Origin of the sequence: Marinilactibacillus psychrotolerans, from assembly GCF_900101525.1 — a bacterium.
Classification (GTDB): Bacteria; Bacillota; Bacilli; order Lactobacillales; family Carnobacteriaceae_A; genus Marinilactibacillus; species Marinilactibacillus psychrotolerans.
Genome location: NZ_FMZD01000008.1, coordinates 20,296 through 46,365, shown reverse-complemented (window position 1 = coordinate 46,365; position 26,070 = coordinate 20,296). Strand labels below are relative to the sequence as shown.

Sequence of the window (26,070 nt, the reverse complement as noted above, 5' to 3'; positions counted from 1 at the left end):
ATAAATGAAGGAATAGGAGCAGTAATATGTTATTTAAAAAAATACCGGCAATTTCTACGAAAGAGTTAGAAAGAAAATTAATGGACAAACCTCAGATTATTGATGTAAGAGAACCGCATGAATTTCGCGGTGGGCATATACCAGGAGCGAAAAATGTACCATTAAGAAAAGTAGAGAGTTTCACTCCAAAAGGAAAGACTTATGTAGTCTGTCAATCAGGTATGCGTAGTAAAAAAGCAACGAAAATATTATTAAAAAAAGATGCTGATGTTGTAAATGTTCGTGGAGGAATGATGGCTTGGTCAGGTTCTACAAGAGGAGGAAAATTATAATGAGAATTTTAATCATTGGAGGAGTTGCCGGGGGAATGTCCGCTGCTACTCGACTAAGAAGATTAAATGAAGATGCAGAAATCATTATTTTAGAAAAAGGTCCCTATGTTTCTTTTGCAAACTGTGGATTGCCTTATTATGTAGCAGGTGAGATTGAGGAACGCAGCAAGTTACTGGTTCAGACCCCTGAGAGTCTGCAGGCAAGATTTAATTTGGATGTCCGGCCTGAAAGCGAAGCGATTGCAATTAATGCTCAAACTAAAGAAGTTACAGTTAAAAATGATAAAGAAGAATACACTTTGGAATATGATAAGTTGATTCTATCGCCAGGCGCAAAACCGCTTATTCCACCAATTGATGGTATAAAAGAAGCGGAGAATATTTTTACATTAAGATCTGTTCCTGATGTTGATGCAATCTCCGCATATATTGATAATCATAAACCTGAAAAAGCAGTAGTTATCGGGGCCGGATTTATTGGATTAGAAATGGCAGAGAGTCTAGTGCAGCGAGGATTAGAGGTTACAATCGTAGAAAAAGCTCCACATGTCTTGCCTCCGTTAGATGAGGAAATGGCTGCTTATATCGCTAAAGAATTACACGATAAAGGTGTAGAAATCTATACAGAGCTAGCTGCTTCTGCTTTTGAAGAAAGCGGGAAGGTCGTTGTGCTTGAAAATGGTGTGAAGCTTGATAGTGATCTTACCTTGTTATCAGTAGGGGTTAAACCCAATACGGATGTAGCTTTGACGGCTGGTATCGAAACTGGGTTCCGCGGAGGAATAGTGGTTGATGATCATTATGAAACCAATCAGAAAGATATCTATGCTGTGGGAGATGCTATTGTGGTTAAGCAGCAAATCAACAATCAAGATACGATGATTGCACTGGCTTCTCCAGCAAATCGTCAAGGAAGACAGGTAGCAGATATAATTAGTGGGCTGAACCGCTTTAATAAAGGAAGTATTGGAACAGCAATTGTACGTGTATTTGAACAAGTTGCAGCTTCAACAGGATTGAACGAAAAGCAGTTGGAAAATTCTGGGGAACAATATGATGTTATTCATGTTCAAGGGAAAAGTCACGCTGGATATTATCCAAATGCTGGAACCGTCCTATTGAAGTTATTATTTAATCCAGTTTCTGGGAAAATTTATGGTGCTCAAGCAGCCGGAACAGATGGAATTGATAAGCGTATCGATATCTTAGCGACAGCAATCAAAGCAGGTCTGACCATTCAGGATTTACCTGAATTAGAGTTCACCTATGCACCGCCTTTTGGTTCTGCTAAAGACCCAGTAAACATGGCCGGGTATGCAGCTTTAAACATAATTGAAGGAGTTAGTGAATCTATTCAATGGCACGAGCTTGAAGAAAAACAGTCTGATGGGCATATTTTACTGGATGTAAGAAATGAATCTGAACTCATTGCAAACGGCCAATTACCAAATGCATTAAATATACCACTTGATTCACTTAGAGAACGTATATCAGAAATTCCCAAAGATCAACCGGTGATTGTAAGTTGTCATAGTGGTCTACGCAGTTATATTGCAGAGAGATTGCTTAAACAGAACGGATATAAAGTCAAAAATCTAGATGGAGCATTTGCACTTTATTCGACGATCAGACCAGAGAGGATAATCAAATAATGTATAATTCAATATCAATGAATGAGTTTGAAAAAAAATGGGCTAACAAAGACATTAAATTAATCGATGTAAGAGAGCAAGACGAATGGGATGCTGGGCACTTGAATGGTGCTCAACATTTCCCATTAAGTGAATTAGCTGAACTTAAGGATAAGCTAGACAATAAGGAAACTTATTATGTTATGTGCCATTCAGGCGGGCGTTCGGCAGCTGCTTGTGATTTCCTATCTAAAGAAGGGTATAACGTAACGAATGTCCTTGGTGGAATCTCTGCTTGGAGAGGAGAAACGGTTTAATGGAATACAATGCGAAAATTGTCAATCGATTAAAACGTTCTAAAGGTCAATTGGAAGGGGTATTAAATATGATTGCAGATGAAAAAGATTGCGCTGCAATTGTTACCCAGCTTTCAGCTGTAAGGTCGAGTTTAGACAAAGCGATTGGATTGATCGTTGCTGAAAACCTTGTTGAATGCGTGCAGAACAACCAAAATGGTCAAGACACTGAAGAAGAAAAAATTCAGCAGGCAATCAAGCTATTGATGAAAAGCCGCTAAATATTTTAGAAATTAATCTAAAAAGAGTCTAACTTTCCTATAATCATGGAAAGTTAGACTCTTTTTAAATAGAATTATGTTAAAATGCAAGATATAAAGTTTCAAGAAGGGTTAAATGATGAATCAAAAAATTGAACAATATAAAAATGCATTTTTAAAAGCAACAAACAGAAGTCTTGAAACCGAGGTAGAAATTTTTTCTTTTGGTGATACTGCAGAAATGGCTGATGAGTTAGGAAAGCTTGTACTACAAGGGAAAAAAACAGGTACTTCAAGCGGGTATGATTTATACGCAGAAGACGAAACTAAACCTTACAAAGGACAGCTTTCTATTGTATTGGATAGTGAAGACTCGCCTATATGTGTGATTGAAAATATAAATGTTGAAACGATACCATTTAATAAAGTTACAAAAGAACATGCAAGAAAAGAAGGTGAAGGAGATCTGTCATTAGAATATTGGAAAAAAGCGCATCTAGACTTTTTCCCTAGGTATTATAAAGAAGAATTAGACATCGAATTCAGCGAAAACCACCGTCTTATCTATGAAGAATTCAAAGTCGTTTTTATTTAGCGAAAAAGAAAAGGTTAAAAAGGAGGTGGCTTAATGAGTGCGTTTCTTTAGCATAAAGATAAGTTTAAAGAAGGAGCATAAAATATGATTGAGAAAAAACAAAAACTAATGGTAAATGAATTAGAAACTATTTCTAACATATGGTTGGATGTAAATATTGAAGCCCATCATTTTATAAAGGAATCATATTGGACGGAAAATTATATATCCGTTAAGGAGTCATTAAATAAAGCCATTATATATTTGTATAAACAGGATGGAAATGTATATGCATTTTTAGGGATGGTAGATAATTATATAGCAGGAATTTTTGTAGATAAGCGTTTCAGGAAAAAGGGGATTGGTAAAGAGTTATTATCAACTGTAAAAAAAGAGTACAAGAGTTTAGAACTTTCAGTATATGTGAAAAATGTTCCAGCAATAAACTTTTATCTTTCCCAAGGATTTAATTGCGTTAGTAAAGAATTGGATTCAGAGACTCTAGAAGAAGAATGCAAAATGCAATGGATATCTTCTGTATCTTATGATTGAAGACTGAATTTTAAATAAAACCGCCCGCTTACTATTTTTATGTAGTGGGCGGTTTTGTTTAATGTGATTTTGAGAGCTTTTTGGCGTTTTTGGCAGCAGTATATTTTTTGAGTTTGAAGAAGTGATAGCCTATACGAACAATGGTCGCAATGATAAACGTAACAAGTATGAACATATAAGCTTTTTGGAAATTGGATTCAAGTGTAGTTGGATAGTCGATTTGAGACTGAACATATAAAAGCCATGTCCAGATACCTGCAATAAATAAATTGCTAACAATATGGAATAGTCGTTTATTTCGCTCGTTCTTAAACATATTTAACCTCCTTACTGCTTTGAATGACTAGTAAATATTTCGGTATATACAGTCTCTAAAGATAGAACTTTTCTAATATCTTTTTTGTAGCGTTATTTATTATCTTCTTGTTTATTAGAAATTTCTTTTAACTTTCTATAATTATGAAGTGCACGAGCAATTGCTAAAACTAACAGGATCCACATAAAAGTAATGAAAAACGTTCGAAAACCAGAATCCAAAATAGTAGAATCTTCATATACGAAATATTCTAGGATCAGTATAACAATGGGTAGAGCAATTGAAATTAAGCTAGAATAATAGTAGAATTTTCTTTCTCGTTTTTTCCCCTTAAACATAGATAACCTCCCTAATGATATCCATCATGATATCGTTTTATCACTTATATTTTATCACTACGCTATGAAAATAGACAGACTTTAATAGAATAATATGATTAAATAATAAAAAATGGTCCTGTGAGTTGAAGATAGGGGTATAAAAACGGTATTATAGAGTATAAGAATAAATAAAAAATTAATATACAATAATTAGGGAATACGGTATAAGGAGACTTGTAAAGAGAATGGAAAAATTTAAACGTATGCCGAAGCATATTGGAGTTATTCCAGATGGCAACCGCCGTTGGGCAGTCGGTCGAGGATTGCCAAAAAAAGATGGGTATAATCATGGAATTGATCCAGGCTTAGACTTATATGAAGCATGCTTAAAGCTTGGAGTAGAAGAGATGACCTTTTATGGATTTACAATGGATAATGTAAAGCGTCCTTCTCTGCAAACAAAGGCGTTTCAGAAAGCATGCGTAGATTCTGTAAATGAATTAAAAAAACGTGATGCTGATCTTATGGTAATTGGCAATACAGATTCAAAAGTATTTCCTAAGGAACTTTTACCCTACGCGATGAATCGTACTAGATTCGGCGAAGGCAAAATGAAAGTTAATTTCTTAGTGAATTATGGTTGGAACTGGGATTTGAATTATGCTTTAAAAAACAAAACAGCTATTGAATCTGAGGATTTAATTAACCACATTGCATCTAAAGATATTTCTCGTATGGATATGGTTTTAAGATGGGGCGGACGCCGTAGGTTAAGTGGTTTTTTACCGATTCAATCTATTTATTCTGATATTTATGTCATTAATGAATTTTGGCCAGACTATAAAGATCAGCACCTTTTTGATGCGTTAGGCTGGTACCAGAAAACGGATGTTACTTTAGGTGGATGATCATTTTACATTCCAAGGAGAGTGTTTATGAGAAATAAATGCATTATTGTTATGGTTGGTCCAAGTGGTAGTGGTAAAACTACAGTAGGAGAAGAACTCACACGTAGAGGGATTCCCAAACTCGTGACAACGACCACAAGAGAGCCACGTGCTGGTGAGCAGGATGGTATAGATTATCACTTCAAAAAGATGGAAGACATGAACCCGGAAGATTTTATTGAACAGACCATTTATAATCATAAAGTTTATGGTCTTACAAAGTCTGAGGTCAGTAATGCTTTGAATATACATGATATCGTTCATGTTTCTTTAGACCGCAATGGAGCAGAAGCTATGAAAAACTTCTTTCCCAATGAGACTGTTGTTGTTTTTATTCATATTTCCAAAGAAACGATGATAGAACGGATGCGAAAACGGGGAGATAGTGAAGAAAAAATTGCTGAAAGAATTAGTCATAGTCATGAGAATAATGAATTAATCCCACCAAAAGAAACAGATCTTATAATTGAGAATATAGATGTCGAGTTGACTGTTCAGGAAATTTTGTCACATTTGAAACTTTCAGTTTAGGAGTGAGTCAGTATGTCGCAACCTGAATTTGATCCTAAAACATTAGTATGGTATCCATTATTCTCATTTATCATGTTTCTGTTTTTTTACATATTTTTTGACATACCTTTTTGGATATTTTTCTTAGTACTTTTTGCTATAGTATTGTATTTTGTTGTATTTATTATTATAGAAATTAATAGAAAAGAATAAAAAAGCACCAACCAGTTCCTATTGAACTGATTGGTGCATTTTTTTAAGGTTGGAAATTAGAAGAAGTAGCAAAGCTATCTGGAACGTCAATTCCACTAGCATTATAGTTTTCACCATTCATAATAGAATTTTTAACAATAACATAATCTACTTTACGTAGTGCTTCAATATCGTTGCCACCTGCATAGGATATTGAAGATTGTAAATCTTGTTTCATTTCAAGTAAGGTATCTGAAATATCACCTTTATAAGGTGTTAACATTTTTTTACCTTCTACGTTCTTTCTTTCTCCTTTTTGATGTGCAGAAGCACTACCAAAATATTCTTTATAAGGACGGCCGTTTACTTCGACCAATTTACCTGGAGATTGATCATGTCCGGCAAATAGTGAACCAATCATAACCATTGTAGCACCGAAACGCATGGATTTAGCGATATCCCCATGTGTACGAACGCCTCCATCAGCGATAATCGGTTTACGCGCAGCTTTAGAACAGTGAGAAACTGCAGCTAATTGCCACCCGCCAGTTCCAAATCCAGTTTTTAATTTAGTTGTACAAACTTTTCCTGGTCCAATTCCGACTTTAGTAGCGTCAGCTCCAGCATTTTCTAACTCACGAACAGCTTCCGGAGTTCCTACATTTCCGGCAATCAGGAAGGTTTCTGGAAGGTGATTTTTAACATGTGTAATCATATCGATGACCATTTGGGAGTGACCGTGTGCGACATCGATTGTTATATATTCAGGGACTAAATGATGATCTGCTAATTTTTTGACAAAATCATATTCTTCTTTTTTTACTCCTAAACTAATAGAAGCATACAATTCTTTTTCATGCATTTTTTTTATAAAATCTGCACGTGCAGATTCATCAAAACGATGCATGACATAAAAGTAACCATTGGATGCTAACCAAGCTGATAATTCTTCATCAACTACTGTCTGCATATTAGCTGGAACAACCGGCATCATGAACCGACGTCCACCTAGTTCTACAGTCGTATCACATTCTGAGCGACTTGAAACAACTGCTTTAGCGGGGATTAATTGGATATCTTCGTAATCAAAAACTTTCATTTAACAACAAACTCCTCTATAGTAGTGATTATACTTTTCCAATATAGGATGTTATCAGTATAACAGACTTGTTTTTTTTTGAGTAACATTCTAGTACTGGAGGTGATATCAAGAGGGGAGTATTTCAGATTCCCTTGACTACTTTACCTAATGCAGCGAAAGAAGTCAAAGAAGTTTTTGATAAAAAAAGATGTTACTTGAAATATATTTCAAAACGTTAGACAATGGAAGATAGAAATGTTTCAAAAATAGGTAAATGTCAGTGGAGGAACAATATGTTAGAATTAATAAATAAATACAGAAAACTTTTTTGGAAGCCCAAGACTATGTTTTATCTTGGTATGATTACGATCATTCCATTTTTGATCTTAGCAGTAGCAAGTTACTTTGAGTGGGGACTATTGGGAATGTTTGATGATTGGATTGGTCGGGAAGTTCATGATGAAAGAGATTCCTTATTGACTATTTTGTTCACTCTAATTACTCGAGTTGGGGATGGGTGGTTTGTAGCCCTATTTACTTTAATTGTTAGTACAGTAATCCTTTTTAAATTTAAGAATAAATGGTTATCGATATGGTATTTCTTAACAGTGGCCTTAGGAGCCGGGGGGTTAAATCAGATACTGAAATTTATTTTTAAAAGGGAACGACCAAGTGATGTAGAGCATTTGATCAGCCAGGGTGGTTATTCCTTTCCAAGTGGACATGCAATGGGATCGATGATTGTATATGGGGCACTGATCTTTCTGTTTATCCGACTAGCTAGAAAGAAAATAACATATGTGGCTGCCACAGTTGGTTTTGGTGCTTTGGTAGCGTTAATAGGCATCAGCCGGGTCTATCTGGGCGTGCATTATCCTTCTGATATTATAGGAGGGTACTCTGTAGGACTGATGTGGATAGCCTTTAGTATTGGTATGTATGGTCTATCTCTAACAAGAAGACCAGAAATGGATAGATTAGAAGAATAATGAATCAACCAAAAGATCCCTTTTATCTGGAAGATAAAAGGGATCTTTTGGACTCTAATAACCAATGCAGTAGTTAGACGAGATCCAGTTTAATTATTTATTTGTTTGTCAAGTACAGGCCGGCTAGACTCACCCTAGGAATCTTAAGAAATTAACTCAAAAAAACCTGAGAATTTTATTAAAGGAAAACCATAGTAATCATAACCCTCAGTATTACAAATTAAAATCTTTTATTTGATTGACTGTATATAATTCTCGATAGGATAATCTTCTAGAGGTAGAGAAGTTGGTCTTTTTAATACCAATTGTGCCAATTCTTTTCCAACTAAAGGTCCGGCAGTTAAGCCCGTTGATCCCAGACCACTAGCAGCATAAACGTTTAGCAAATTAGGAACAGGACCGAAAAACGGAGTGAAATCTGAAGTGTAAGCTCTCGTTCCAGACCGATAATCCACTACGGCTGCTTTTCTGAAACCATCAGAAAAACTAGTTGTTGCATCTTGAAGCATATGTGATAACTGCTTTTTATCAATTTCTAAATCAAATCCTTTATCATTTTCATGGGTAGCACCAATAATAATGCGTCCATTATCAAAAGGAATAATATCTGTTTCTCCTTCAGGCATGATTACCGGCCAGTCTGTCGTGGCTGTATTATTTAATTCAATTTCTAATAATTGACCTTTTTGTGGTCGAATATCTACTTTATAGTCAAGTGGTTCAAGTAAGTTTGGTAACCAAGCTGCTACAGCTAAAACAACAGTGTCAAACTGCGCTTTGTGTTGAGTCGTTTTAAGGACTGGATAATGTCCATTTATAGTTAAGGTTTCAACATGATCCTTTATGAATTGAGCACCTTGGTTAATGGCTTTTTGGATCAATAAGTCGACTAGGTACTTACCGTCTACTCTAGCGCCTCCGGATGCCCAAAGGGCAGAGTCATTTCCAGTGTATAAAGGAACTTTTCGTTTTATTTCTGCAGGGGACAAGATCTTTAATTCACCGATCTCAGGGGCACCTTCTCGTCGTTTCATCCCGATTTTTAATAAATCTTCAAGATGTTCAGGATTATTTTTAAATAAAAGAGTTCCGACTTGGTTGTAGACAGTTTTCGGAATATCAGAGCCATCCATAACTTCAGATAGAAACTTTGGATAAAAAGCGGCCCCTTCTTTTACCATACGATACCATTTTTTATTTCGTCGTTTTGATAGCCAAGGACTAATGATGCCAGCAGCAGCAGAGGTGCCTTGTCCGACTCCTGCATCATATAGAGTGACTTCAAGCGTAGGTTCTTTACTTAAGAGATAAGCTGCTGAGGCACCAACAACTCCGCCTCCAACAATAGCGATTTTCTTTTTTTTCATATATAACACCTTTCTATTCTCTCCATTAATAGTTTACCATGATTTAACTTCAAGAATGTAGAGGGGATTTGGTTTATTGATATGAATAAAAATAGGAACAGGGATTTATATCTAATTTGTTGACAAGTTGAATTTTACACTGTAATATAAAAATCACATTAGAGATGACAAAAGGAGAAAAACTCATGAACTTCGATTCTAAGCAAACAGTACAATTGAATATGAATTGGCAAAGCTGGCGTAGATCGTTGTAGATATGAGACAACTCATAGATACAACGTTTAGAAAACATTCTAAATTTTGTATCTATGCGGGCTTATTTCTCAAGAAATTTTAGATAAATAACCACATGGATATCACTATATCTATGTGGTTTTTGCATATTTTAAAGGCAATTTCCACTACTCAAAATAAGTGTGGGGATTGCCTTTTTTATTTTATCTAAAATAAAAAGTGCTCAAATGAAAACACTATATGCAAAGGATTAAGGGGCTGATACAGATGAACGCTGACTGGGACTGGAAATCAATATATAGGAAATATAAAAATTAACTGGAGAGGAAATATAACTGATGAAAAGAAAAGGTATGTTCGTAACATTTGGATTGATCTTTGCTGTACTAATAATAGGGTTCTTTTTTCCGAATGAACAAAGTAATAATCAACAAACGATAAGTGGGGAAAGCGAAGATTCAAGTATTTCGGAAGAAACTTTAACAGTGGGATTACTTCAAACGACTAGTCATCCATCATTAGATGAAATTCGGGAAGGGACGATTCAGGGATTAGAGGAAAATGGATACGGTGAGGCAGAGAATATAGAAATTAATTTCCAAAATGCCCAAGGAGATCAGAATTTGATGAATACAATGGCAAATTCTTTAGTTAATGAAGGTGCAGATATTTTAATAGGGATTGGAACGCCTGCGAGCCAAGCGTTGAAGAATGCCTCTAGCGAAATCCCTGTAATCATGGCTGCCGTTTCAGATCCTGTGGGTTCTGGATTAGTTGAATCTGAGGAAAACCCTGGCGCTAATGTAACAGGGGTGAAAAATCAGGCTCCAGTCGAAGATCAGATCAGATTAATGACAGATATTTTGCCAGATGTAGAAACTGTGGGACTACTTTATAGTTCAGGAGAAGATAATGCGCGAGCAGAAGCTAGAAGAGCAGAATCTGCTATCGAACAAGCTGGTTTGACTCCTGAAACGTATACTGTTTCTAGTACAAATGAGATTCAGCAAATGGTCGCTAGCATGGCTAAAGAGGTAGATGTCATATACTTACCGACAGATAATACGATAGCTAGTGCATTTAATACAGTGGTCAGCGAAGCAGACCGTTACAATATGCCCCTAATACCTACAGTAGATATCATGATTGCTCAAGGTGGACTGGCAACAGTTGGGATTAGTCAAGTTCAGCTCGGTGTTGAATCCGGTAGAATGGCAGCGGAGGTACTGGATGGTAAAAATCCAGCAGAATTTCCAGTATATATCGTAGAAGGTGGAGATCAGTTGATTAATGTTCAAAAAGCAGAATCAATTGGAGTCACCATATCTGAAGAAATTTTAGAGAACAGCAAGATTATTGAACCAGAAGCAGGAGGAGAATAAATATGATTATTTCAGCGATCGCACAAGGGTTTTTATGGGCCGTACTCGGAATAGGATTATACCTAACGTACCGCATATTGAAATTTCCAGATTTAACAACGGAAGGATCCTTTCCTTTAGGTGCAGCAGTAGCCGTAACAGCCATTGTTTCAGATGTACCACCGATCCTAGCGATATTCTTGGCGATTATTGCCGGAATGGGCGCAGGGTTAGTGACAGGACTCCTTTATACAAAAGGAAAAGTCCCTGTTATTCTAGCAGGAATACTAGTGATGTCAGGACTGCATTCCGTTATGTTATTCATTATGAAACGACCAAATATCAACTTGCTCAACCAAGAAACAATTTTTGATTTATTTAATGGATTGCCTAATTATTATGATGTGGTGTTTATTGGCGTTATTGTGTTAGTAATACTGATCAGTGTGGTTTTAGCATTCTTTTATACAAATTTAGGACAAGCATTTATCGCTACTGGAGATAATGAAGACATGGCACGTTCATTAGGGATTCGTACTGATAACATGAAAATACTAGGTCTCGTTATTTCAAATGGTGTCATTGCATTGGCCGGAGCGCTGGTTTCACAAAATAATGGCTATGCAGATGTAAATGGCGGGACTGGTGTTATCGTCATCGGGTTAGCGTCACTAATCATTGGGGAAGTCATGTTCAAAGATTTAAAACTAGGCGAACGCTTATGTACAATTGTTATCGGAAGTGTTTTATATCAAATCCTATTATTAGGTGTTATTGAATTAGGATTCGACACTACGTATATTCGAATCTTCAGCTCTGTGATTTTAGCAATCTGTTTAATGATTCCACAAATCAGAAAAAGCTTGAATTTAGGTACATTAATCGGGAGAGGAGAAAAAGCATGAGCGCATTATTACAATTAACGAATCTTACAAAAGTTATCGCGAATGAAGCAGATGAAGATAATCGTATTTTAGATGGCGTAGATTTCACTTTGAATGAAGGGGAGTTTGTCACCGTACTTGGAGGAAATGGTGCTGGGAAATCAACTTTGTTCAATAGTATTACTGGGTCTACTGAGGTAACAGACGGAACAGTGATGCTGAAAGATAAAAATATTACAAAGTGGAAAGAAGAAAGAAGAGCCAATCTGATTTCAAGAGTTTTCCAAGATCCTAAAATGGGTACAGCACCCAGAATGACTGTGGCAGAAAATTTGTTGCTAGCGAAGCTAAGAGGAGAAAGAAAAACACTCCGCTCTAGAAACTTGAAGAAAAATAAAGAGCAATTTATAGAACTGTGCAGCACAATCGGTAATGGGCTAGAAAAGCAAATCGATGCGCCGGCAGGAAACTTATCCGGTGGGCAAAGGCAATCGTTGAGTTTACTGATGGCGACGTTGACAGAGCCTTCTTTGTTGCTCTTAGATGAGCATACCGCAGCTTTGGATCCTAAGACATCGAAGAAGTTGATGCAACTAACCAATGAAATTATTCAAGAGAAAAAATTGACGTGTATGATGATCACACATCAAATGGAAGATGCGCTAGTTTATGGAAATCGACTGATTGTAATGAAAGACGGAAAGATCACGCTGGATCTAAATCAGGAAGAAAAAGAAAAAATGACATTAAAAGATTTGCTGAAATTATTTGAAGAAGATAAATTGACTCCGACTATTTAATCGGTAGGTTCAGTTAATGAATAAAAACCAAAATACTGAATAAAAGGGAAAAAGGAGTGCGATGGTTGATGATGACAAATCAAGAAGGCTATTTTGGAATTTTTGGAGGCAGCTTTGTACCACCTGAATTGAAAGCAGTACTAGATAACTTGGCTAATAAATTCGAGAAATATAAAAACGATCCGGATTTTAATCAAGAATTCAAGGAAACATTGAAAGAATACGTAGGGAGAGAGAATCCACTTACCTATGCTTCAAGACTGACTAAAGAATTCAATGGTCCGAAAATCTACTTGAAACGAGAAGACCTGAATCATACTGGTGCTCACAAAATCAATAATGTTGTTGGACAGATTCTGCTTGCCAAACGAATGGGGGCGCACAGGATCATCGCTGAGACAAGTGCTGGACAGCATGGAGTTGCGACGGCTACAGCCTGTGCAATGTTTGGAATGGATTGTACCATCTACATGGGCAAACTGGATACCGAACGACAAGCATTAAATGTCTTTCGTATGGAATTGTTAGGGGCAAAAGTCATCCCTGTAGAAAAAGGACAAGGCAGATTAAAAGACGCAGTCGATGTTGCATTGGCTGATCTAGTAGAAAACTATGAATCAACATTTTATTTATTGGGTTCAGCTGTCGGTCCACACCCTTTTCCTTCAATGGTCAAACATTTTCAGTCTATTATTAGTGAAGAATCAAAAAAACAAATATTAGAACAAGAGGGAAATCTTCCAGCGGCAGTTTTAGCAGTCGTTGGAGGGGGTAGCAATGCGATTGGGTCTTTTGCCCATTATATTGATGAACCTTCTGTACGTTTGATCGGAGCAGAACCAGAAGAAGCTGCAACAATGGCAAAAGGGGCTCCGGCAGAAATACACGGGTTTAAAACACTGGTACTTCAAGATGAAAATGGTGAACCTGCACCGACCTACTCTATTGCTGCGGGATTAGATTACCCAGGTATAGGTCCCGAACATAGTTATTTAAAAGAAACTGGACGAGCAGAATACTATACAGTCTCAAAAGAAGAAGTATTAGAGGCATTCAAACTATTATCTTCAAAAGAAGGAATTATTCCGGCATTAGAAAGTGCACATGCGATAGCTCTAGCTAAAAAGCTGGCACCACAATTCAATAAAGAAGAATCGATTATCATAACAATTTCAGGTCGAGGAGATAAGGACGTAGTGCATGTACATGATTTACTGAAAAATGGATAGTAAAGAAACTTGTTGAGTATATTATTTTGAAATGCCAAAAACCCTTTCCTTAATTTTTAAACAGATTCTTTTTTTATAAACGTATATTTAATGATAAAGTTATAATCTAAATTTCATCATATTGTAGTATTTAGTTAGAGATTGCGTTAGAATAGAATCAATTCATTGATTTGGGGGAGAGTTATATGTCAAAAGTTATGATTAAAAATGGTCAGCTGATTGACGGGAATGGGGGCATTCCTATAGAGAAAGGCATTGTTGTAATTGAAGAGAATTTAATTGTGTTTGTCGGTAATGAAGGGGACTATACCGATGAAGTGGATGAAATTATTGATGTTGAGGGTGGCACAATTGTTCCAGGATTTATCGATACGCATGTGCATATGATGATGGAATATTCTTCGGTCCAGAGCAGACTAGAAACCCCGTTTTCCTATAAGTTTTATCAAGCAATTGAATACATGAAGAAAACTCTAGATGCGGGTATTACTTCTGTCCGTGATGCTTTAGGTGCTGATTTAGGGGTGAAAAAGGCAGTTGAAGATGGCATAGTTGAGGGTCCACGGATGCAACTAAGTATCAATGCTTTAACGATCACAGGGGGTCATGGAGATGGATATACAACTTCAGGACAAACGGTCGAACTGCTTCAAGCTGGTTATCCTGGTATGCCTGATGGGAAAGCAGATGGCGTCGAAGAAGTCAGAAAGAAAACAAGAGAAATGTTAAGAGCGGGAGCGGAAGTCATTAAAGTTCACGCGACAGGCGGTGTTTTGAGCGCAACTGATCACCCCGAATTTACTCAATTCTCATTAGAGGAATTAAAAGTGATTGTAGAAGAAGCAACATTCCGTAAAGACGTAAAAGTCATGGCGCATGCTCAAGGAGCAGAAGGAATCAAACAAGCTGTTAAAGCGGGCATCCATTCAATTGAGCATGGCATTTTCTTGGATGATGAAGTAATCGAGTTAATGAAAGAGCATGGTACTTACTTAGTCCCGACATTACTCGCACCAGTTGCGGTATTGGAGTTAGCTAAAGAAACTGGGATGCCAGACTCAGCTGTTCAAAAAGCAAGCGAAGTCATTGAGATTCATAAAGAGAGCTTTTCGAAAGCCCATAAAGCAGGCGTGAAAATTGCAATGGGAACAGATGCAGGTGTCATGCCACATGGAACAAACTTGAGAGAGTTGGCCCTAATGGCTGAAGCTGGAATGACACCTATGGAGGCCATTGTAGCTACAACGAAAATAGCGGCTGCTTGCTTGGGTTGGGAAGACAAAGTTGGAACGCTCGAAAAAGGAAAACTAGCTGACATCGTAGTTGTCAAAGGGGATCCATTAAAAGACATTGCGAGTCTTGGAGATCAAGATACGATCCAGCTCGTCATCAAAGACGGTAAGATAGTAAAAAATTTAATGAAATAGTTTAAAAAAGGGAATCAGCCGATTTAATCGGCTGATTTTTTACTTTATTTAATGGAAATGCATTATATATACTAACTGCAGTGTCAAAGTGAGCTGAGTTTTAAGAGAAAGAGATGATATGTTACAACTGAGAATCAAAAAAGGAATGAGTAATAAGAAAAGAAAGGAATATGTGATAACTGAGAGTCCAAAAAGAACTGAGTAGTAGGTGAAAGAGAAAGTATGTGCCAACTGAGACTTGATAATAGAAGGAGTAATAGTAGAAAGATGTTATTTCTATTAACTGAGAGATCAAAAAGAAATAAGTAGTAAGAGAAAAAGTAGATATATCTCAACTGGGTATGGAACACCAACTGAGTAGTAAGAGAAAGTACTTATATATGCTAACTGAAGTTTGGAAATATGATAAGTAGTGAAATAATATAATGGACTTTTATTTAAAAAGATAGTTTTACTAGTGAGGTGAAAATTTAATGAAAATAGCAAAAAATAGAGAAAAATCAAAACTAATGATAGGAATGGAATATTTAAATAGACGAATAAATCTAACGGAAAAAGACAAAAGACTATTACTAAATCTTGAAAAAGGATTCGATGGAGAAAAAGAATTTGATAAAAAAATTGAAACATATTTATGTAATGAAATTATTGTATTGAATGACTTATTGCTTGTAAATAATGGAACAACATTTCAAATTGATTCATTATTAATAACTTCGGATACTATTTATATATATGAAGTAAAAAACTATTCAGGGAATTATTTGATAAATTCTGGGGAGTTAATGACTAGTAATGGAACAGAAGTTAATAATCCTTTATTTCAGCGTAAGAGAATAGAACATAATATATTGTCTTTGTTAAAAGAATGGGGGTTAAAATATAAAGTAGAGGTAAATGTAGTATTTATAAATTCAGCTTTCACCTTATACCAAGCTAGAATAGAAGATCCCATTATCCTACCGACTCAGATAAAAAATCATTTTCTGGAAATTAATAATACTAGCAGACTTTTAACTAAAAATAATCATTTTCTAGCGGATATGTTTATTAGACTGCATAAAAGTAGTATTACATTTCAAAAGCAGTTACTAGTTATCATTTTGATCAGTGCAAAAAAGGGTTGTGTTGTTCTAATTGTGGCTCTTTTGATCTCATTCTTAGTCAACGGTCTTGTTTATGTAAGGATTGCGATAAAAACGCCACCATTAAAGAAGTTACATTGAAAAATATTCAAGAGTTTATGTTTCTCTTTCCTGAGAAAAAATTAACAACACGAATAGTTTCAGAATGGTGTGGTAATAGGCTAAGTTTGCATAGAATACGCAATATTTTAAAAGATCAGTTCACAGTTGTTGGTTTAAATAAGAGTACTTATTATGAATAAAAGTATTTTGAATATAATTTGGGTAATTAAAAATGTGGGCTACGACATTGTTATAGGTAACAGTTAAATACGTTGAAATGAAGGTCTGAATTTTCGGGTTTATTCGATGGATTTAACGAAAAACTATTACACTTTTGGACTTTATAGTGGGTTACAAAAAACCGCCTGCTTAAGCAGACGGCTAAAAAGGAGATGATCTTGAAACTTGGAGGAGTAACAAAATCAAAAAATAAGTTGGTTGTTTGTGGGTATAAAGTTAGTATAGAGTTCAAATTTGAAGAAGATATGATGAAGAAATGAAAAAGTAGTAAATATTATGTAGAGATAATAAAAAAATCGCCTTTCCACTGTGGAAAGACGATTTAGGGGATAAGACTTCTTTAGTCTTCTATGTCTCTATAATAAGCTGTTATGCAATTCAATCAGGGGAGAAAGAAAGTTCAGCTTTTATAGATAAGTTTCTTTTCAAAAGAATCAAATAAAGTGGGGGGCCACTTTATATATTCAATATTAGGGGGAGAAAAGAAAAGTGTTTTAAATTTTACACTAAGAGTATTCTACCAATAAAAGACAAAGTTATCCTTAGAAACTATTAAGCTTTTAGCATTGAAAAATAATAATTTACTCAGCTAGTCGTAATTATTGTAATGCATTTACCATTGCTTCGTTAAAAGCTGGTAGATCATCTGGGGTACGGCTAGAAATCAACCCTGAATCATCAATGACTACTTCTTTGTCATGGAAATTAGCTCCAGCATTTTTCAGATCGATTGCTACTTGAGATACTGAAGTGATATCTTTTCCTTTTACAACTTCTGCATTGATCAATAATTGTGGACCATGACAAATTGAGAAGATTGGTTTTTTATTATTTGAAAAAGAACGAGTGAAATTTAAAAAGCGCTCATCTTTTCTTAATTGATCTGGAGAAAATCCACCAGGAATCAATAAAGCATCAAAGTCTTCTGGGGAGACATCATCAATACTTTTATCAATCGTTACAGAAGCCTTTCCCTTTTTACCTTCTACTGTTTCACCAGCATTAAATCCGATAGTAACGACTTCGTGTCCTGCTTTTTCTAATTCTTCTTTAGGTGAGGTGAATTCTACATCTTCGAATAATTTTGTTATAACAGTTGCTACTTTTTTACCCATTATTGAATTCCTCCTTGTTTTATCTATACATAGTGTATCGCGTGTTAAGTACACGAGCAAATTTTATGCTTATAGGATAAAAATGCCTTTTCAGTATAATCACTCTTACAAGGTATGTTATTATAAAGGAAATATTTTATCAGGAAAAAGTTTGGATATTTTTTTAATATAGGAGTGAATCATGATGAAAATTGCTTTGATTGCCCATGATAAAAAGAAAGATGAGATTATAAAATTAGCGACAGCATATAAAACGATTTTAGAAAAACATGAATTATTTGCCACTGGTACCACAGGAAAACGAGTTGCTGACGAGACGGGATTAAATATTCATTGTTTTAAATCAGGACCACTTGGAGGAGACCAGCAGATAGGAGCGTATATATCGGATAATAAGATGGATCTTGTTCTTTTTATAAGAGATCCATTGACTGCTCAGGCTCATGAACCGGATATTTCTGCTTTGCTTAGACTGAGTGATGTCTATGAAATTCCATTGGCTACCAATGTGGGAACGGCAGAAGTTTTATTAAGAGGATTAGATGCAGGGTTCTATGAATGGCGAGATTTCTATCGTGGAAAAGGTAGAGAGGAGTTACCTTTTTAATAAATAGATAAAAAAGAGTAGAACAAATAAGAAAGGGAATTTAATGGAGCTATTAATTGTAATTGGCGTACTACTGTTAGTTTATGGAGGCGTATCGCTCAGGTATCCTAAAAAGCTGAATAAGAATGGAGCTACACCAGCAAATAAAGAAGAGAAGTACGTAGCGTGGTATTTAGCAATATCAGTATTTGGTAGTTTAGCAGCACTGATTGCTGGCCTACTTCTTATACTGGCAGGCATTATTTTATCATAATAAGGTAATATAGAAATTATAGTATTTTTAATTATTTTATTGTCCATCCTTATTGGAAATAAAATGTAGATAACGTAAATGAGATTAAATAAAAAAGCGAGTTATTATAAAAAATATAGTAACTCGACTTTTTATTTATGTTTATATAAATCCCTTGTTACTTCAGACGATCAATAAGGTTACCTGTCTTTCAGTCTGCTTCCACCTCTAGGAGTAAAAGAGAAGTACTTGAAGCACCATAAGGAACTTAATCCAATGAGGATATAAACAATGCGCGTGCCCCATTCTTCTGGGCTGCCAAGTACATATTCTACAATATTGAATCCAATCAATCCAATAAGCAGTAAATGTATACCTCCTAGTATCAGAATGGCTAGCGCAGCTCTATCTAAAATTTTCAAGTTATGTCCTCCTTTTATACTAACTATTTTTATTTTACGAAATAAAAGCAAGAATGTCGATTGATAAAATGGGAAAAAGTAAATAAGTTTCAAAAAAACTTGAAAATTGATTGAAAAATAAAATTCTAAAGAAGTTGTATTTTTGATTTCGTTCGTCTATGAGTGTGTTATACTAGTTTTGACTGCTTATCATTTACATAATATTAAAATAACGAACGATAAAAACTTTAAAGTATGTTTATATTCGTTTTATAAATGGAGGAGAATAAATGGAAACTGATATCGAAATTGCACAATCTTCAAAAATGATGTTAATTGAAAAAATTGCAGCAAAAATAGGGATTTCAGAAAATAAGCTGGAACATTTTGGGAAGTATAAAGCAAAAGTCACGATAGATAAAAAATCAAGTGAACCAAAAGGGAAACTGATTTTGGTTACAGCTATTAATCCAACTCCAGCAGGAGAAGGGAAAACCACTACATCTGTAGGTCTAGGAGATGCCTTGCAAAAAATTGGTAAGAAAACTGCAATTGCTTTACGGGAGCCCTCTTTAGGACCGGTTTTTGGATTGAAAGGTGGAGCTGCAGGGGGAGGATATGCTCAAGTTGTACCAATGGAAGATTTGAATTTACACTTTACTGGAGATATTCATGCAATTGGAGCAGCAAACAATTTAGTAGCGGCGATGGTCGATAATCATATATACCAAGGAAACGAATTGAAAATAGATCCTAGACGTGTTACTTGGAGAAGGGCCATTGATATGAATGATCGTCAATTACGTTCGGTAATTAGTGGAATCGGCGCACAGGCTAACGGCATGCCTAGAGAAGATGGATTTGATATAACTGTGGCTTCAGAAGTCATGGCTGTTCTTTGTCTATCTAATTCGATTGATGAGATGAAGCAGAAGCTTCGTAACTGTATAGTGGGTTATACATTCGATAATAATCCTGTTTCAATTGGAGATCTTAAAGCAGAAGGAGCAGTAGCAGCTCTTTTAAAGGATGCATTAAAACCAAATCTGGTTCAGACATTAGAGAATACCCCTGTGTTTGTTCATGGAGGTCCCTTTGCTAATATTGCGCATGGGTGTAATAGTTTGTTAGCTACAAAAACAGCACTAGCACATGCTGATTACGTGGTTACAGAAGCAGGTTTCGGGGCTGATTTGGGGGCAGAAAAGTTTTTAGATATCAAATGTAGAATGGGCGGATTAAAACCAAACGCTGTAGTGATTGTGGCTACAGTTAGAGCGCTCAAAATGCATGGCGGTGTATCAAAACAAGATTTAAATGAAGAAAATTTAGAAGCATTAGAAAAAGGAATACCTAATTTGCTTAAACATGTAGAAAATATTGAAAATGTTTTTGGATTGAATGCTGTGGTTGCAATCAATACTTTTCCAAAAGATACAGAACAGGAGCTAAGACTTCTTAAAGATACTTGTTTTGAAAAAAATATTTCAGTTATCCAGTCTGATGTTTGGGAAAAAGGAAGCGAAGGGGGAGTAGCTTTAGCTGAAAAAGTAGCAGCAATTTGCGAGCGCCCTTCTCAGTTGACCTTTGCTTATGATCTAAGTGATACAATTGAAGAAAAAATCGAAAAGATTGTTCAAAAAATTTATGGTGGATCTGGCACTGAATGGACAAGTAAAGCCAGGAAAACAGCCGCTAAGCTAACAGCGTTAGGGTATGGAAATCTCCCAGTTTGTATGGCTAAAACACAGTACTCTTTATCGGATCAGGCAGCGAAAATAGGACGCCCAAAAGACTTCGAGGTAAATATTAGAGAACTATCTATTTCTGCAGGAGCAGGATTTATAGTGGTGTTGACAGGGAATATTATGCGGATGCCGGGTTTACCTAAAAAACCAGCTGCTGAACAAATAGATATTAGTAGAGAAGGAAAAATAACAGGGCTATTTTAACGAAATGAGGGTATGTAAGATGATAGAGCAATCCATAACTGCTTATCTTGACCAATTGCAGTCAAAAGAAGGATTACCTGGTGGAGGTAGTGCGACGGCCATAATCGGAGCAATGAGCTCAGCGCTAAGTCATATGGTCTCGGATATTCAAAAAGATAAAAAAAATTTTCAAGCGTATAAAAATGATTTAGAAGAAATTTTGAGAGAAGCGAAAAAAATTCGTGCTCGTTTTGAAGTACTAAGTGAAGAAGATGCGATGGCTTTTGAACCAGTCTCAAAAGCTTATAAGTTACCTAAAGAAACAGATGAGCAAAACAGAAATCGTCAAGAAGCAATTGAGTCAGGATTGAAAGGAGCGGTACAGCCCCCGTTAGAAATGATGAAAGAAACATTAAAGTTAATTGATTTATACAAAGAATTGAGAAAAATCGACATTAAAGGTTCCATTGTTAATGATATTGCGGTGGGGATATTGTTTGCGAAAACAACATTGCAATCAGCTTATCTTAATGTGCTAGTTAATACTGATTTTATAAAAAATGAATCAATCAAGCTAGAATTAGAGGGCCTCGGAAATGCTTATCTCGTTCAGGGAGAGGTAAAGGCAGATCAAATTTATGCGGATACTAAATATTATCTTGTGCATAAAAAGTGGCCAGTATTAGGTGAAAGAGGAGTGAAATAATGGTAAAAGTATTACAAGGTAAACCAGTAGCAGAAAAACTCAATAAGCAGACAGAGCAAGTGGTACAGGATTTGAAATCCATTCAATGTACACCTGCACTAGCAATTGTTCGCATTGGAGATGACGATTCTTCTATAGCTTATGAATCAGCTGCAATTAAAGTAATGAATCAAGTTGGAATCGAAGTATCTTCTCTTACTTTTTCAACAGATACAGCACATGATGCTCTCTTTTCTGCTATTGATGAACTGAATGAAGATCAAAATATACATGGCATTCTTGTCATGCAGCCCCTTCCAGAAGGAATTTCTAGAAATGAAATTGCTGAGCGTATTGATCCAGAAAAAGATATAGATGGCTTGACACCAAGTAACCTTGGAAAACTAGTGGAAAATAATTTGACTGGATTATGGCCAAGTACTCCAAAAGCAGTAATGGAGTTATTGGAATTTTATAACATAGAGTTAAAAGGAGCCGATGTTTGTGTAATAGGAAGCAGTCCGATAGTTGGAAAACCTCTGACCATTTTATTATTGAATGCAGAAGCAACTGTATCGAACTGTCATGTACATACAAAAGATTTGAAAATGTACACAAGGAAAGCAGATATTGTTATATCTGCAACGGGATCGGTTCACTTAATAACCTCTGAACACATTAAGGAGGAAGCTATTGTTATAGACGTGGGATATGGAGAGCGCGATGGTGAAATTTGTGGAGATGTCCAGTATGATAAAGTTGAGCAAAAAGCAGCGGCAATTACTCCCGTTCCAGGTGGAGTTGGCCCGATAACCACAGCTGTACTTGCAGAACAAGTAGTCAAAGCTGCTTGGACATTTGTAACAGAGCGGAAAAACAACTAGAAAGGCAGAACATATGATAGAGAAAGAAAAAATCCGAAATGAAGTTATTTTAATGCTTCAATCCTTTTCAGAAACTGAAAAAAAATCAATTGAACAAACATTCTATACAAATTTGTTTGCCTCAAAGTTTTGGAAAAAAGCAAATTTAATCGGGATAACGTTATCTAAAGGTTTTGAATGGAGTACAATGCCGATCATAAAAAGGGCTTGGCAAGAAGGTAAAAAGGTTAGTGTTCCACGATCTATACATGCTTCTAGAGAATTGCATTTCTACCAAATTGAACAGTTTAGTCAAGTGAAAGTAGGATATTTTGATATAAAGGAACCCATTGTGGAACAAACAAAACGAATTCACAAAGAAGATATTGAATTAATGCTAGTTCCAGGTGTTGCATTTACAAAAAAAGGATATAGAATAGGATTTGGTGGAGGGTATTACGATCGCTTTTTAAGGGATTATCTTAATCCGACATTGTCACTGCTGCATTCAAAACAAATAGTAGCAAAAATTCCAATTGAGACTCATGATGTGCCAGTGGACTATTTAATTACAGAAAGGGGCATTTTCTCAACAGCTGTAACGGAACAAAAAGAATGAATAGCTACATTATAATCTGACCTACGTATAAACTAGAATACAAAAGAGTAAGAGGCGAGCGTTAAGTGCTGAGTGGATGGGATGTTGCCCTCAGACGAAAAAACAGTTATGTTTTGCGACTCCTCTCTGCATCCGCTTGAAAGCTTTAATAGTTTTTTAGCGAGGACTCTTTAATTGAATTTACCTGAATTTAAATAATAAACAGGTAGAAACTGTATCTTAATTCATACGGTACGCAATTAAAATTAAAGGAGATCTTCGAATGACAAATAATCAGAACACTAATATATATAAAAATAGAGATCATAAGGCGAATTGGAAATTAGGAACAAAAGAGTTAGCTATAGTGGGTGTGCTTATTGCGATGAACCTGGCATTAATCAGAGTAGGCGTCAGTACACCAATTGTAAGAATTACTTTTTCTTATTTGCCGATTGCTTTGATTGGAATATTATTTGGACCGTTTATTGCGGGCGTATCAGCAGCTTTAGCAGATATTCTAGCGTTTATGGTTGGTGGAGGAGCTGGGGGATTTTTCCCAGGATTTACTCTTTCTGCTCTATTGGGCGGAATAGCTTATGGCGTGTTTCTTCATAAAAAGGAGATTCAATGGTGGAGAGTGGTGGCTGTGGAAACATTTATAGCCATATTTATTAATCTTACTCTTAATACATTCTGGATCTCGATTCTTACAGAAAATCCAATCGCTGTTATTTTGCCACCGCGACTAGTCCAAAATGCAGTCACTATAGTTGTGCGTATTTTGACGATTTGGTTTTTAGTGAATAATAAACAGTTGAGAAGTGTTTATCAGAAATATTCAACAGCTAGAAAATAGTAATAGAGAAAATGAAAGTTGTGCTTAGTTTGAAAAGCGATTGATTCGCTATTTCCGAACTGAGCACATTTTTTATAGATTTTTTTACTTTTGTATACCAGAACGATGTCCACCTAGTAGTTTTGCGCGCTGAATGGCCATTCCTCCACGAACCAAACTGCTAGCATGCAATAGGGAAGTGTAGCCATATCTTTGACGGATATGATCAATTGTCTTATCCAATTCTTCTCGATGAATTGAATTCTGCGGTTGTTCAAATAAGTTTAACTGTAAAGCCTGTTTTGGTCTTATATCACCGTAAGTGACATTGATGATTCGTACAGGCTGATAAGTATAGTGACGTTCAAATAACAAGATCAAAGAAGCAATCAATTCTCGGGAAGAATCGGTTGCTTCCACTAACATCTGATGACTAAAGCCTTTATCTTCAACATACTTGGAATAGCCTAATGTCAATTTTACTAGACTCGTAGTTACACAATGTCGACGTAGTCTCATAGCATTTTCTTCAGCCATCTCTCTGATGACAATCTCTATTTCATGTTTATCAAGATAGTCCCGATTCAATATCTGATTCTTACTATAAGAAGTTGATTTAGGTACAAAAGTTTCTGATAAACGAGTTCGGTCAATGCCGTGAGCATGATAAAAAAGCTGTTCGCCGATTATACCAATTTTTTTCTTCAATACACGAACATCAAACTGTGATAATTCATAAATAGAAGAGATACCCATTCGCAGCAAGCGTGCTTCAGTTCTCGAACCAATTCCCCAGAATTCAGTCATAGGATGAATCTTCCAAAGAGTGTTTTCAACTGTTTCATAGCGCCAATCTGCAATAAAATTTTTTGTTTTATTGTGTTTTGCTTCATGATCTAAAGCAAGTTTTGCTAGTAGAGGGTTATCTCCAATGCCCACTGTAACCACTAAATTTAATTTTTTCCAGATTAAATACTGAATTTTTTTGGCAATTTCCTCAGCTGTTCCAAAGAGTTTGTGAGAATGTGTAATATCCAGAAAAGATTCGTCGATACTATAGACTAACAAGTCATCGTTTGAAACGAATTGTTTAAAAATAGTAAGAATTTCAATATTTTTCTTTAAATAAAAGGCCATTCTTGGTTCTACAATCTGAATTTTTGAGCGTGCTGGAATATCGTAAACCCGAGAACCAGTTTTAATGCCGTAAGTTTGTTTGACCATAGGAGAAGAAGCTAGAACCAGTCCCCCATTATTTTCGGGCTTACTGACTACTGCAATATAAGCTTCAAGCGGATGTAAATTCCGTTCGGCTGCTTCAACGGAAGCAAAAAATGATTTTACATCGATACATAAGATATTGCGTCTTGGCTCATGGGTATAATCCATTCTCTGGATCATAGTGATTGCTCCTTTGAGGAAAGTAAGTTCTTTTTAATTATAGGAACATACTTTCCCTTAGTCAAGAGGGATAAATAAAAACAAAAAAAGACTAGGCAATTTTTTCACCTAGTCTTAGTCAATCTATAAGATTATTTACCTTCTACATAAGGTACTGCGCTGACTGATACATCGATATTTCCCATGGTAGCTTTAGAATATGGGCAGTATTGATGTGCTTTTTTTGCTAATTCTTCAACTTCAGATTCACTCATGTCTTCGATTCCAACTTCGATTTCTACACCAAGCTTGAATCCACCATCACTAGGATCTTTGAGTAAGTGAACGGTTAACGTTACTTGAGACTTGTTTTTGATTTTTTCTTCACGTTTGTAGTGATCTAGTGCAGAGTGATAACAAGCGCTGTAACCTAGTGCAAAGAGTTGCTCAGGGTTGGTACCATTACCTTTTCCACCCATTTCTGTAGGTGTGTCGATGTTAACTTCATATGAACGATCTGGAGTATGACTTTCTCCACTTCGTCCACCTGTATTGACGGATGAAGTTGTGTAAACTGGTTGGTCTGCCATGTTAAATCTCTCCTTTATTTTTTAATCTATAAAAAGTATAACACTCATTATCTGAAGCGAAAAACAATACGTTCACAAAAAAACTGTCTTCTAAATAATAG

The 26,070-nt window shown here is 35.8% G+C and carries 30 protein-coding genes and 1 riboswitch; of the genes, 22 read left to right on the top strand and 8 right to left on the bottom strand.

All coding sequences use genetic code 11. The features are described from left to right. The first annotated feature begins 26 nt into the window (after window positions 1-26). The 6 genes from BLT22_RS05905 (at window position 27) to BLT22_RS05880 (ending at window position 3,645) form a co-directional block, all read left to right on the top strand. Window positions 27-332 (top strand): rhodanese-like domain-containing protein, encoded by a 306-nt coding sequence (locus tag BLT22_RS05905; RefSeq protein ID WP_091761582.1) that lies wholly within the window; start codon window positions 27-29, stop codon window positions 330-332. Continuing rightward, window positions 332-1,984 (top strand): FAD-dependent oxidoreductase, encoded by a 1,653-nt coding sequence (locus tag BLT22_RS05900; protein ID WP_091761580.1) that lies wholly within the window; start codon window positions 332-334, stop codon window positions 1,982-1,984. Before BLT22_RS05905 ends, BLT22_RS05900 begins: the two co-directional genes overlap by 1 nt. Beyond that, window positions 1,984-2,280 (top strand): rhodanese-like domain-containing protein, encoded by a 297-nt coding sequence (locus tag BLT22_RS05895; RefSeq protein ID WP_091761578.1) that lies wholly within the window; start codon window positions 1,984-1,986, stop codon window positions 2,278-2,280. Before BLT22_RS05900 ends, BLT22_RS05895 begins: the two co-directional genes overlap by 1 nt. Continuing rightward, on the top strand, window positions 2,280-2,540 hold the full coding sequence (locus BLT22_RS05890; RefSeq protein WP_072693929.1) for a metal-sensitive transcriptional regulator: 261 nt from the start codon (window positions 2,280-2,282) through the stop codon (window positions 2,538-2,540). The genes BLT22_RS05895 and BLT22_RS05890 overlap by 1 nt, the downstream gene beginning before the upstream one ends. 115 nt (window positions 2,541-2,655) lie before the next feature. Next, window positions 2,656-3,114, top strand: a complete 459-nt coding sequence (locus BLT22_RS05885; protein WP_244945728.1) for an ASCH domain-containing protein — start codon at window positions 2,656-2,658, stop codon at window positions 3,112-3,114. Window positions 3,115-3,198: 84 nt separating this feature from the next. Further along, window positions 3,199-3,645: a GNAT family N-acetyltransferase gene (locus BLT22_RS05880; protein WP_091761576.1), complete on the top strand. Its 447-nt coding sequence runs from the start codon at window positions 3,199-3,201 to the stop codon at window positions 3,643-3,645. Window positions 3,646-3,703: 58 nt separating this feature from the next. On the opposite strand, the gene BLT22_RS05875 is transcribed toward BLT22_RS05880, so the two are convergent. Beyond that, the gene (locus BLT22_RS05875; protein ID WP_087058166.1) at window positions 3,704-3,961 is read right to left on the bottom strand and encodes a hypothetical protein; all 258 of its coding nucleotides are present in this window, start codon (window positions 3,959-3,961) and stop codon (window positions 3,704-3,706) included. A 92-nt stretch (window positions 3,962-4,053) separates the two neighbouring features. Continuing rightward, window positions 4,054-4,299, bottom strand: a complete 246-nt coding sequence (locus BLT22_RS05870) for a hypothetical protein (protein ID WP_087058168.1) — start codon at window positions 4,297-4,299, stop codon at window positions 4,054-4,056. Between the two features lie 227 nt (window positions 4,300-4,526). Here BLT22_RS05870 and BLT22_RS05865 point away from each other — a divergent pair, with 227 nt between their 5' ends. Both BLT22_RS05865 and BLT22_RS05860 read left to right on the top strand, forming a co-directional pair. Further along, a complete protein-coding gene (locus tag BLT22_RS05865) occupies window positions 4,527-5,189 on the top strand; it encodes an undecaprenyl diphosphate synthase family protein (RefSeq protein ID WP_091761574.1) in 663 nt (220 codons plus the stop codon). Between the two features lie 27 nt (window positions 5,190-5,216). Next, complete coding sequence (locus BLT22_RS05860; protein WP_091761572.1) at window positions 5,217-5,759, top strand: guanylate kinase; 543 nt, start codon at window positions 5,217-5,219, stop codon at window positions 5,757-5,759. A 235-nt stretch (window positions 5,760-5,994) separates the two neighbouring features. Here BLT22_RS05860 and BLT22_RS05850 read toward each other — a convergent pair whose 3' ends face one another. Next, the gene (locus BLT22_RS05850) at window positions 5,995-7,029 is read right to left on the bottom strand and encodes a GMP reductase (protein ID WP_091761571.1); all 1,035 of its coding nucleotides are present in this window, start codon (window positions 7,027-7,029) and stop codon (window positions 5,995-5,997) included. 275 nt (window positions 7,030-7,304) lie between these two features. Between BLT22_RS05850 and BLT22_RS05845 the strand changes: the two genes are divergently transcribed. Next, window positions 7,305-8,000, top strand: coding sequence for a phosphatase PAP2 family protein (locus BLT22_RS05845; protein WP_087059919.1), 696 nt, complete (start codon window positions 7,305-7,307; stop codon window positions 7,998-8,000). A 230-nt stretch (window positions 8,001-8,230) separates the two neighbouring features. Here BLT22_RS05845 and BLT22_RS05840 read toward each other — a convergent pair whose 3' ends face one another. Further along, window positions 8,231-9,367, bottom strand: coding sequence for an NAD(P)/FAD-dependent oxidoreductase (locus BLT22_RS05840; RefSeq protein WP_091761691.1), 1,137 nt, complete (start codon window positions 9,365-9,367; stop codon window positions 8,231-8,233). Between the two features lie 572 nt (window positions 9,368-9,939). Here BLT22_RS05840 and trpX point away from each other — a divergent pair. The 6 genes from trpX (at window position 9,940) to BLT22_RS05810 (ending at window position 16,528) form a co-directional block, all read left to right on the top strand. Beyond that, window positions 9,940-10,983 (top strand): tryptophan ABC transporter substrate-binding protein, encoded by a 1,044-nt coding sequence (gene trpX / locus BLT22_RS05835; RefSeq protein ID WP_091761567.1) that lies wholly within the window; start codon window positions 9,940-9,942, stop codon window positions 10,981-10,983. Window positions 10,984-10,985: 2 nt separating this feature from the next. Further along, a complete protein-coding gene (locus BLT22_RS05830; protein WP_087059923.1) occupies window positions 10,986-11,867 on the top strand; it encodes an ABC transporter permease in 882 nt (293 codons plus the stop codon). Continuing rightward, window positions 11,864-12,646 (top strand): ABC transporter ATP-binding protein, encoded by a 783-nt coding sequence (locus BLT22_RS05825; protein WP_087059926.1) that lies wholly within the window; start codon window positions 11,864-11,866, stop codon window positions 12,644-12,646. The genes BLT22_RS05830 and BLT22_RS05825 overlap by 4 nt, the downstream gene beginning before the upstream one ends. Window positions 12,647-12,717: 71 nt before the next feature. After that, window positions 12,718-13,875: a tryptophan synthase subunit beta gene (gene trpB, locus BLT22_RS05820; RefSeq protein ID WP_218127246.1), complete on the top strand. Its 1,158-nt coding sequence runs from the start codon at window positions 12,718-12,720 to the stop codon at window positions 13,873-13,875. A 185-nt stretch (window positions 13,876-14,060) separates the two neighbouring features. Further along, the gene (locus BLT22_RS05815; RefSeq protein ID WP_091761563.1) at window positions 14,061-15,302 is read left to right on the top strand and encodes a metal-dependent hydrolase family protein; all 1,242 of its coding nucleotides are present in this window, start codon (window positions 14,061-14,063) and stop codon (window positions 15,300-15,302) included. Between the two features lie 473 nt (window positions 15,303-15,775). Then, window positions 15,776-16,528 (top strand): nuclease-related domain-containing protein, encoded by a 753-nt coding sequence (locus BLT22_RS05810; RefSeq protein WP_091761560.1) that lies wholly within the window; start codon window positions 15,776-15,778, stop codon window positions 16,526-16,528. A gap of 800 nt (window positions 16,529-17,328) precedes the next feature. On the opposite strand, the gene BLT22_RS05805 is transcribed toward BLT22_RS05810, so the two are convergent. Further along, the gene (locus BLT22_RS05805; protein WP_087059934.1) at window positions 17,329-17,844 is read right to left on the bottom strand and encodes a type 1 glutamine amidotransferase domain-containing protein; all 516 of its coding nucleotides are present in this window, start codon (window positions 17,842-17,844) and stop codon (window positions 17,329-17,331) included. Window positions 17,845-18,028: 184 nt separating this feature from the next. Here BLT22_RS05805 and mgsA point away from each other — a divergent pair, with 184 nt between their 5' ends. Continuing rightward, window positions 18,029-18,451: a methylglyoxal synthase gene (gene mgsA, locus BLT22_RS05800; RefSeq protein WP_087059936.1), complete on the top strand. Its 423-nt coding sequence runs from the start codon at window positions 18,029-18,031 to the stop codon at window positions 18,449-18,451. 43 nt (window positions 18,452-18,494) lie between these two features. Further along, window positions 18,495-18,704, top strand: a complete 210-nt coding sequence (locus BLT22_RS05795; RefSeq protein WP_091761557.1) for a hypothetical protein — start codon at window positions 18,495-18,497, stop codon at window positions 18,702-18,704. Between the two features lie 179 nt (window positions 18,705-18,883). On the opposite strand, the gene BLT22_RS05790 is transcribed toward BLT22_RS05795, so the two are convergent. After that, window positions 18,884-19,105, bottom strand: coding sequence for a DUF378 domain-containing protein (locus BLT22_RS05790; protein WP_087059939.1), 222 nt, complete (start codon window positions 19,103-19,105; stop codon window positions 18,884-18,886). A 269-nt stretch (window positions 19,106-19,374) separates the two neighbouring features. Here BLT22_RS05790 and BLT22_RS05785 point away from each other — a divergent pair, with 269 nt between their 5' ends. The 5 genes from BLT22_RS05785 to BLT22_RS05765 all read left to right on the top strand — a co-directional run bounded on the left by BLT22_RS05785 (window position 19,375) and on the right by BLT22_RS05765 (window position 24,020). Beyond that, window positions 19,375-21,036 (top strand): formate--tetrahydrofolate ligase, encoded by a 1,662-nt coding sequence (locus tag BLT22_RS05785; protein WP_091761555.1) that lies wholly within the window; start codon window positions 19,375-19,377, stop codon window positions 21,034-21,036. 19 nt (window positions 21,037-21,055) lie between these two features. Then, window positions 21,056-21,721 (top strand): cyclodeaminase/cyclohydrolase family protein, encoded by a 666-nt coding sequence (locus BLT22_RS05780; RefSeq protein ID WP_176935350.1) that lies wholly within the window; start codon window positions 21,056-21,058, stop codon window positions 21,719-21,721. Next, a complete protein-coding gene (locus BLT22_RS05775; RefSeq protein WP_091761549.1) occupies window positions 21,721-22,584 on the top strand; it encodes a bifunctional 5,10-methylenetetrahydrofolate dehydrogenase/5,10-methenyltetrahydrofolate cyclohydrolase in 864 nt (287 codons plus the stop codon). Before BLT22_RS05780 ends, BLT22_RS05775 begins: the two co-directional genes overlap by 1 nt. A gap of 13 nt (window positions 22,585-22,597) precedes the next feature. Continuing rightward, entirely contained in the window at window positions 22,598-23,182 is a 585-nt protein-coding gene (locus tag BLT22_RS05770; protein WP_091761547.1) for a 5-formyltetrahydrofolate cyclo-ligase, read from the top strand. Between the two features lie 41 nt (window positions 23,183-23,223). Continuing rightward, window positions 23,224-23,322, top strand: a riboswitch (THF riboswitch). Between the two features lie 122 nt (window positions 23,323-23,444). Further along, window positions 23,445-24,020: a folate family ECF transporter S component gene (locus tag BLT22_RS05765; protein WP_091761545.1), complete on the top strand. Its 576-nt coding sequence runs from the start codon at window positions 23,445-23,447 to the stop codon at window positions 24,018-24,020. A gap of 84 nt (window positions 24,021-24,104) precedes the next feature. On the opposite strand, the gene BLT22_RS05760 is transcribed toward BLT22_RS05765, so the two are convergent. Both BLT22_RS05760 and BLT22_RS05755 read right to left on the bottom strand, forming a co-directional pair. Continuing rightward, window positions 24,105-25,400 carry a Y-family DNA polymerase gene (locus BLT22_RS05760; protein ID WP_091761543.1) on the bottom strand — a complete coding sequence of 432 codons (1,296 nt, stop codon included), beginning with the start codon at window positions 25,398-25,400 and terminating at the stop codon, window positions 24,105-24,107. A gap of 131 nt (window positions 25,401-25,531) precedes the next feature. After that, window positions 25,532-25,969, bottom strand: coding sequence for an organic hydroperoxide resistance protein (locus tag BLT22_RS05755; RefSeq protein ID WP_091761541.1), 438 nt, complete (start codon window positions 25,967-25,969; stop codon window positions 25,532-25,534). Window positions 25,970-26,070 lie beyond the last annotated feature (101 nt).

Coding starts and splice junctions, on each gene's coding strand:
- BLT22_RS05905 (WP_091761582.1), top strand. CDS start 27: ATGTTATTTAAAAAAATACCGGCAATTTCTACGAAAGAGTTAGAAAGA.
- BLT22_RS05900 (WP_091761580.1), top strand. CDS start 332: ATGAGAATTTTAATCATTGGAGGAGTTGCCGGGGGAATGTCCGCTGCT.
- BLT22_RS05895 (WP_091761578.1), top strand. CDS start 1,984: ATGTATAATTCAATATCAATGAATGAGTTTGAAAAAAAATGGGCTAAC.
- BLT22_RS05890 (WP_072693929.1), top strand. CDS start 2,280: ATGGAATACAATGCGAAAATTGTCAATCGATTAAAACGTTCTAAAGGT.
- BLT22_RS05885 (WP_244945728.1), top strand. CDS start 2,656: ATGATGAATCAAAAAATTGAACAATATAAAAATGCATTTTTAAAAGCA.
- BLT22_RS05880 (WP_091761576.1), top strand. CDS start 3,199: ATGATTGAGAAAAAACAAAAACTAATGGTAAATGAATTAGAAACTATT.
- BLT22_RS05875 (WP_087058166.1), bottom strand. CDS start 3,961: ATGTTTAAGAACGAGCGAAATAAACGACTATTCCATATTGTTAGCAAT.
- BLT22_RS05870 (WP_087058168.1), bottom strand. CDS start 4,299: ATGTTTAAGGGGAAAAAACGAGAAAGAAAATTCTACTATTATTCTAGC.
- BLT22_RS05865 (WP_091761574.1), top strand. CDS start 4,527: ATGGAAAAATTTAAACGTATGCCGAAGCATATTGGAGTTATTCCAGAT.
- BLT22_RS05860 (WP_091761572.1), top strand. CDS start 5,217: ATGAGAAATAAATGCATTATTGTTATGGTTGGTCCAAGTGGTAGTGGT.
- BLT22_RS05850 (WP_091761571.1), bottom strand. CDS start 7,029: ATGAAAGTTTTTGATTACGAAGATATCCAATTAATCCCCGCTAAAGCA.
- BLT22_RS05845 (WP_087059919.1), top strand. CDS start 7,305: ATGTTAGAATTAATAAATAAATACAGAAAACTTTTTTGGAAGCCCAAG.
- BLT22_RS05840 (WP_091761691.1), bottom strand. CDS start 9,367: ATGAAAAAAAAGAAAATCGCTATTGTTGGAGGCGGAGTTGTTGGTGCC.
- trpX (WP_091761567.1), top strand. CDS start 9,940: ATGAAAAGAAAAGGTATGTTCGTAACATTTGGATTGATCTTTGCTGTA.
- BLT22_RS05830 (WP_087059923.1), top strand. CDS start 10,986: ATGATTATTTCAGCGATCGCACAAGGGTTTTTATGGGCCGTACTCGGA.
- BLT22_RS05825 (WP_087059926.1), top strand. CDS start 11,864: ATGAGCGCATTATTACAATTAACGAATCTTACAAAAGTTATCGCGAAT.
- trpB (WP_218127246.1), top strand. CDS start 12,718: ATGACAAATCAAGAAGGCTATTTTGGAATTTTTGGAGGCAGCTTTGTA.
- BLT22_RS05815 (WP_091761563.1), top strand. CDS start 14,061: ATGTCAAAAGTTATGATTAAAAATGGTCAGCTGATTGACGGGAATGGG.
- BLT22_RS05810 (WP_091761560.1), top strand. CDS start 15,776: ATGAAAATAGCAAAAAATAGAGAAAAATCAAAACTAATGATAGGAATG.
- BLT22_RS05805 (WP_087059934.1), bottom strand. CDS start 17,844: ATGGGTAAAAAAGTAGCAACTGTTATAACAAAATTATTCGAAGATGTA.
- mgsA (WP_087059936.1), top strand. CDS start 18,029: ATGAAAATTGCTTTGATTGCCCATGATAAAAAGAAAGATGAGATTATA.
- BLT22_RS05795 (WP_091761557.1), top strand. CDS start 18,495: ATGGAGCTATTAATTGTAATTGGCGTACTACTGTTAGTTTATGGAGGC.
- BLT22_RS05785 (WP_091761555.1), top strand. CDS start 19,375: ATGGAAACTGATATCGAAATTGCACAATCTTCAAAAATGATGTTAATT.
- BLT22_RS05780 (WP_176935350.1), top strand. CDS start 21,056: ATGATAGAGCAATCCATAACTGCTTATCTTGACCAATTGCAGTCAAAA.
- BLT22_RS05775 (WP_091761549.1), top strand. CDS start 21,721: ATGGTAAAAGTATTACAAGGTAAACCAGTAGCAGAAAAACTCAATAAG.
- BLT22_RS05770 (WP_091761547.1), top strand. CDS start 22,598: ATGATAGAGAAAGAAAAAATCCGAAATGAAGTTATTTTAATGCTTCAA.
- BLT22_RS05765 (WP_091761545.1), top strand. CDS start 23,445: ATGACAAATAATCAGAACACTAATATATATAAAAATAGAGATCATAAG.
- BLT22_RS05760 (WP_091761543.1), bottom strand. CDS start 25,400: ATGATCCAGAGAATGGATTATACCCATGAGCCAAGACGCAATATCTTA.
- BLT22_RS05755 (WP_091761541.1), bottom strand. CDS start 25,969: ATGGCAGACCAACCAGTTTACACAACTTCATCCGTCAATACAGGTGGA.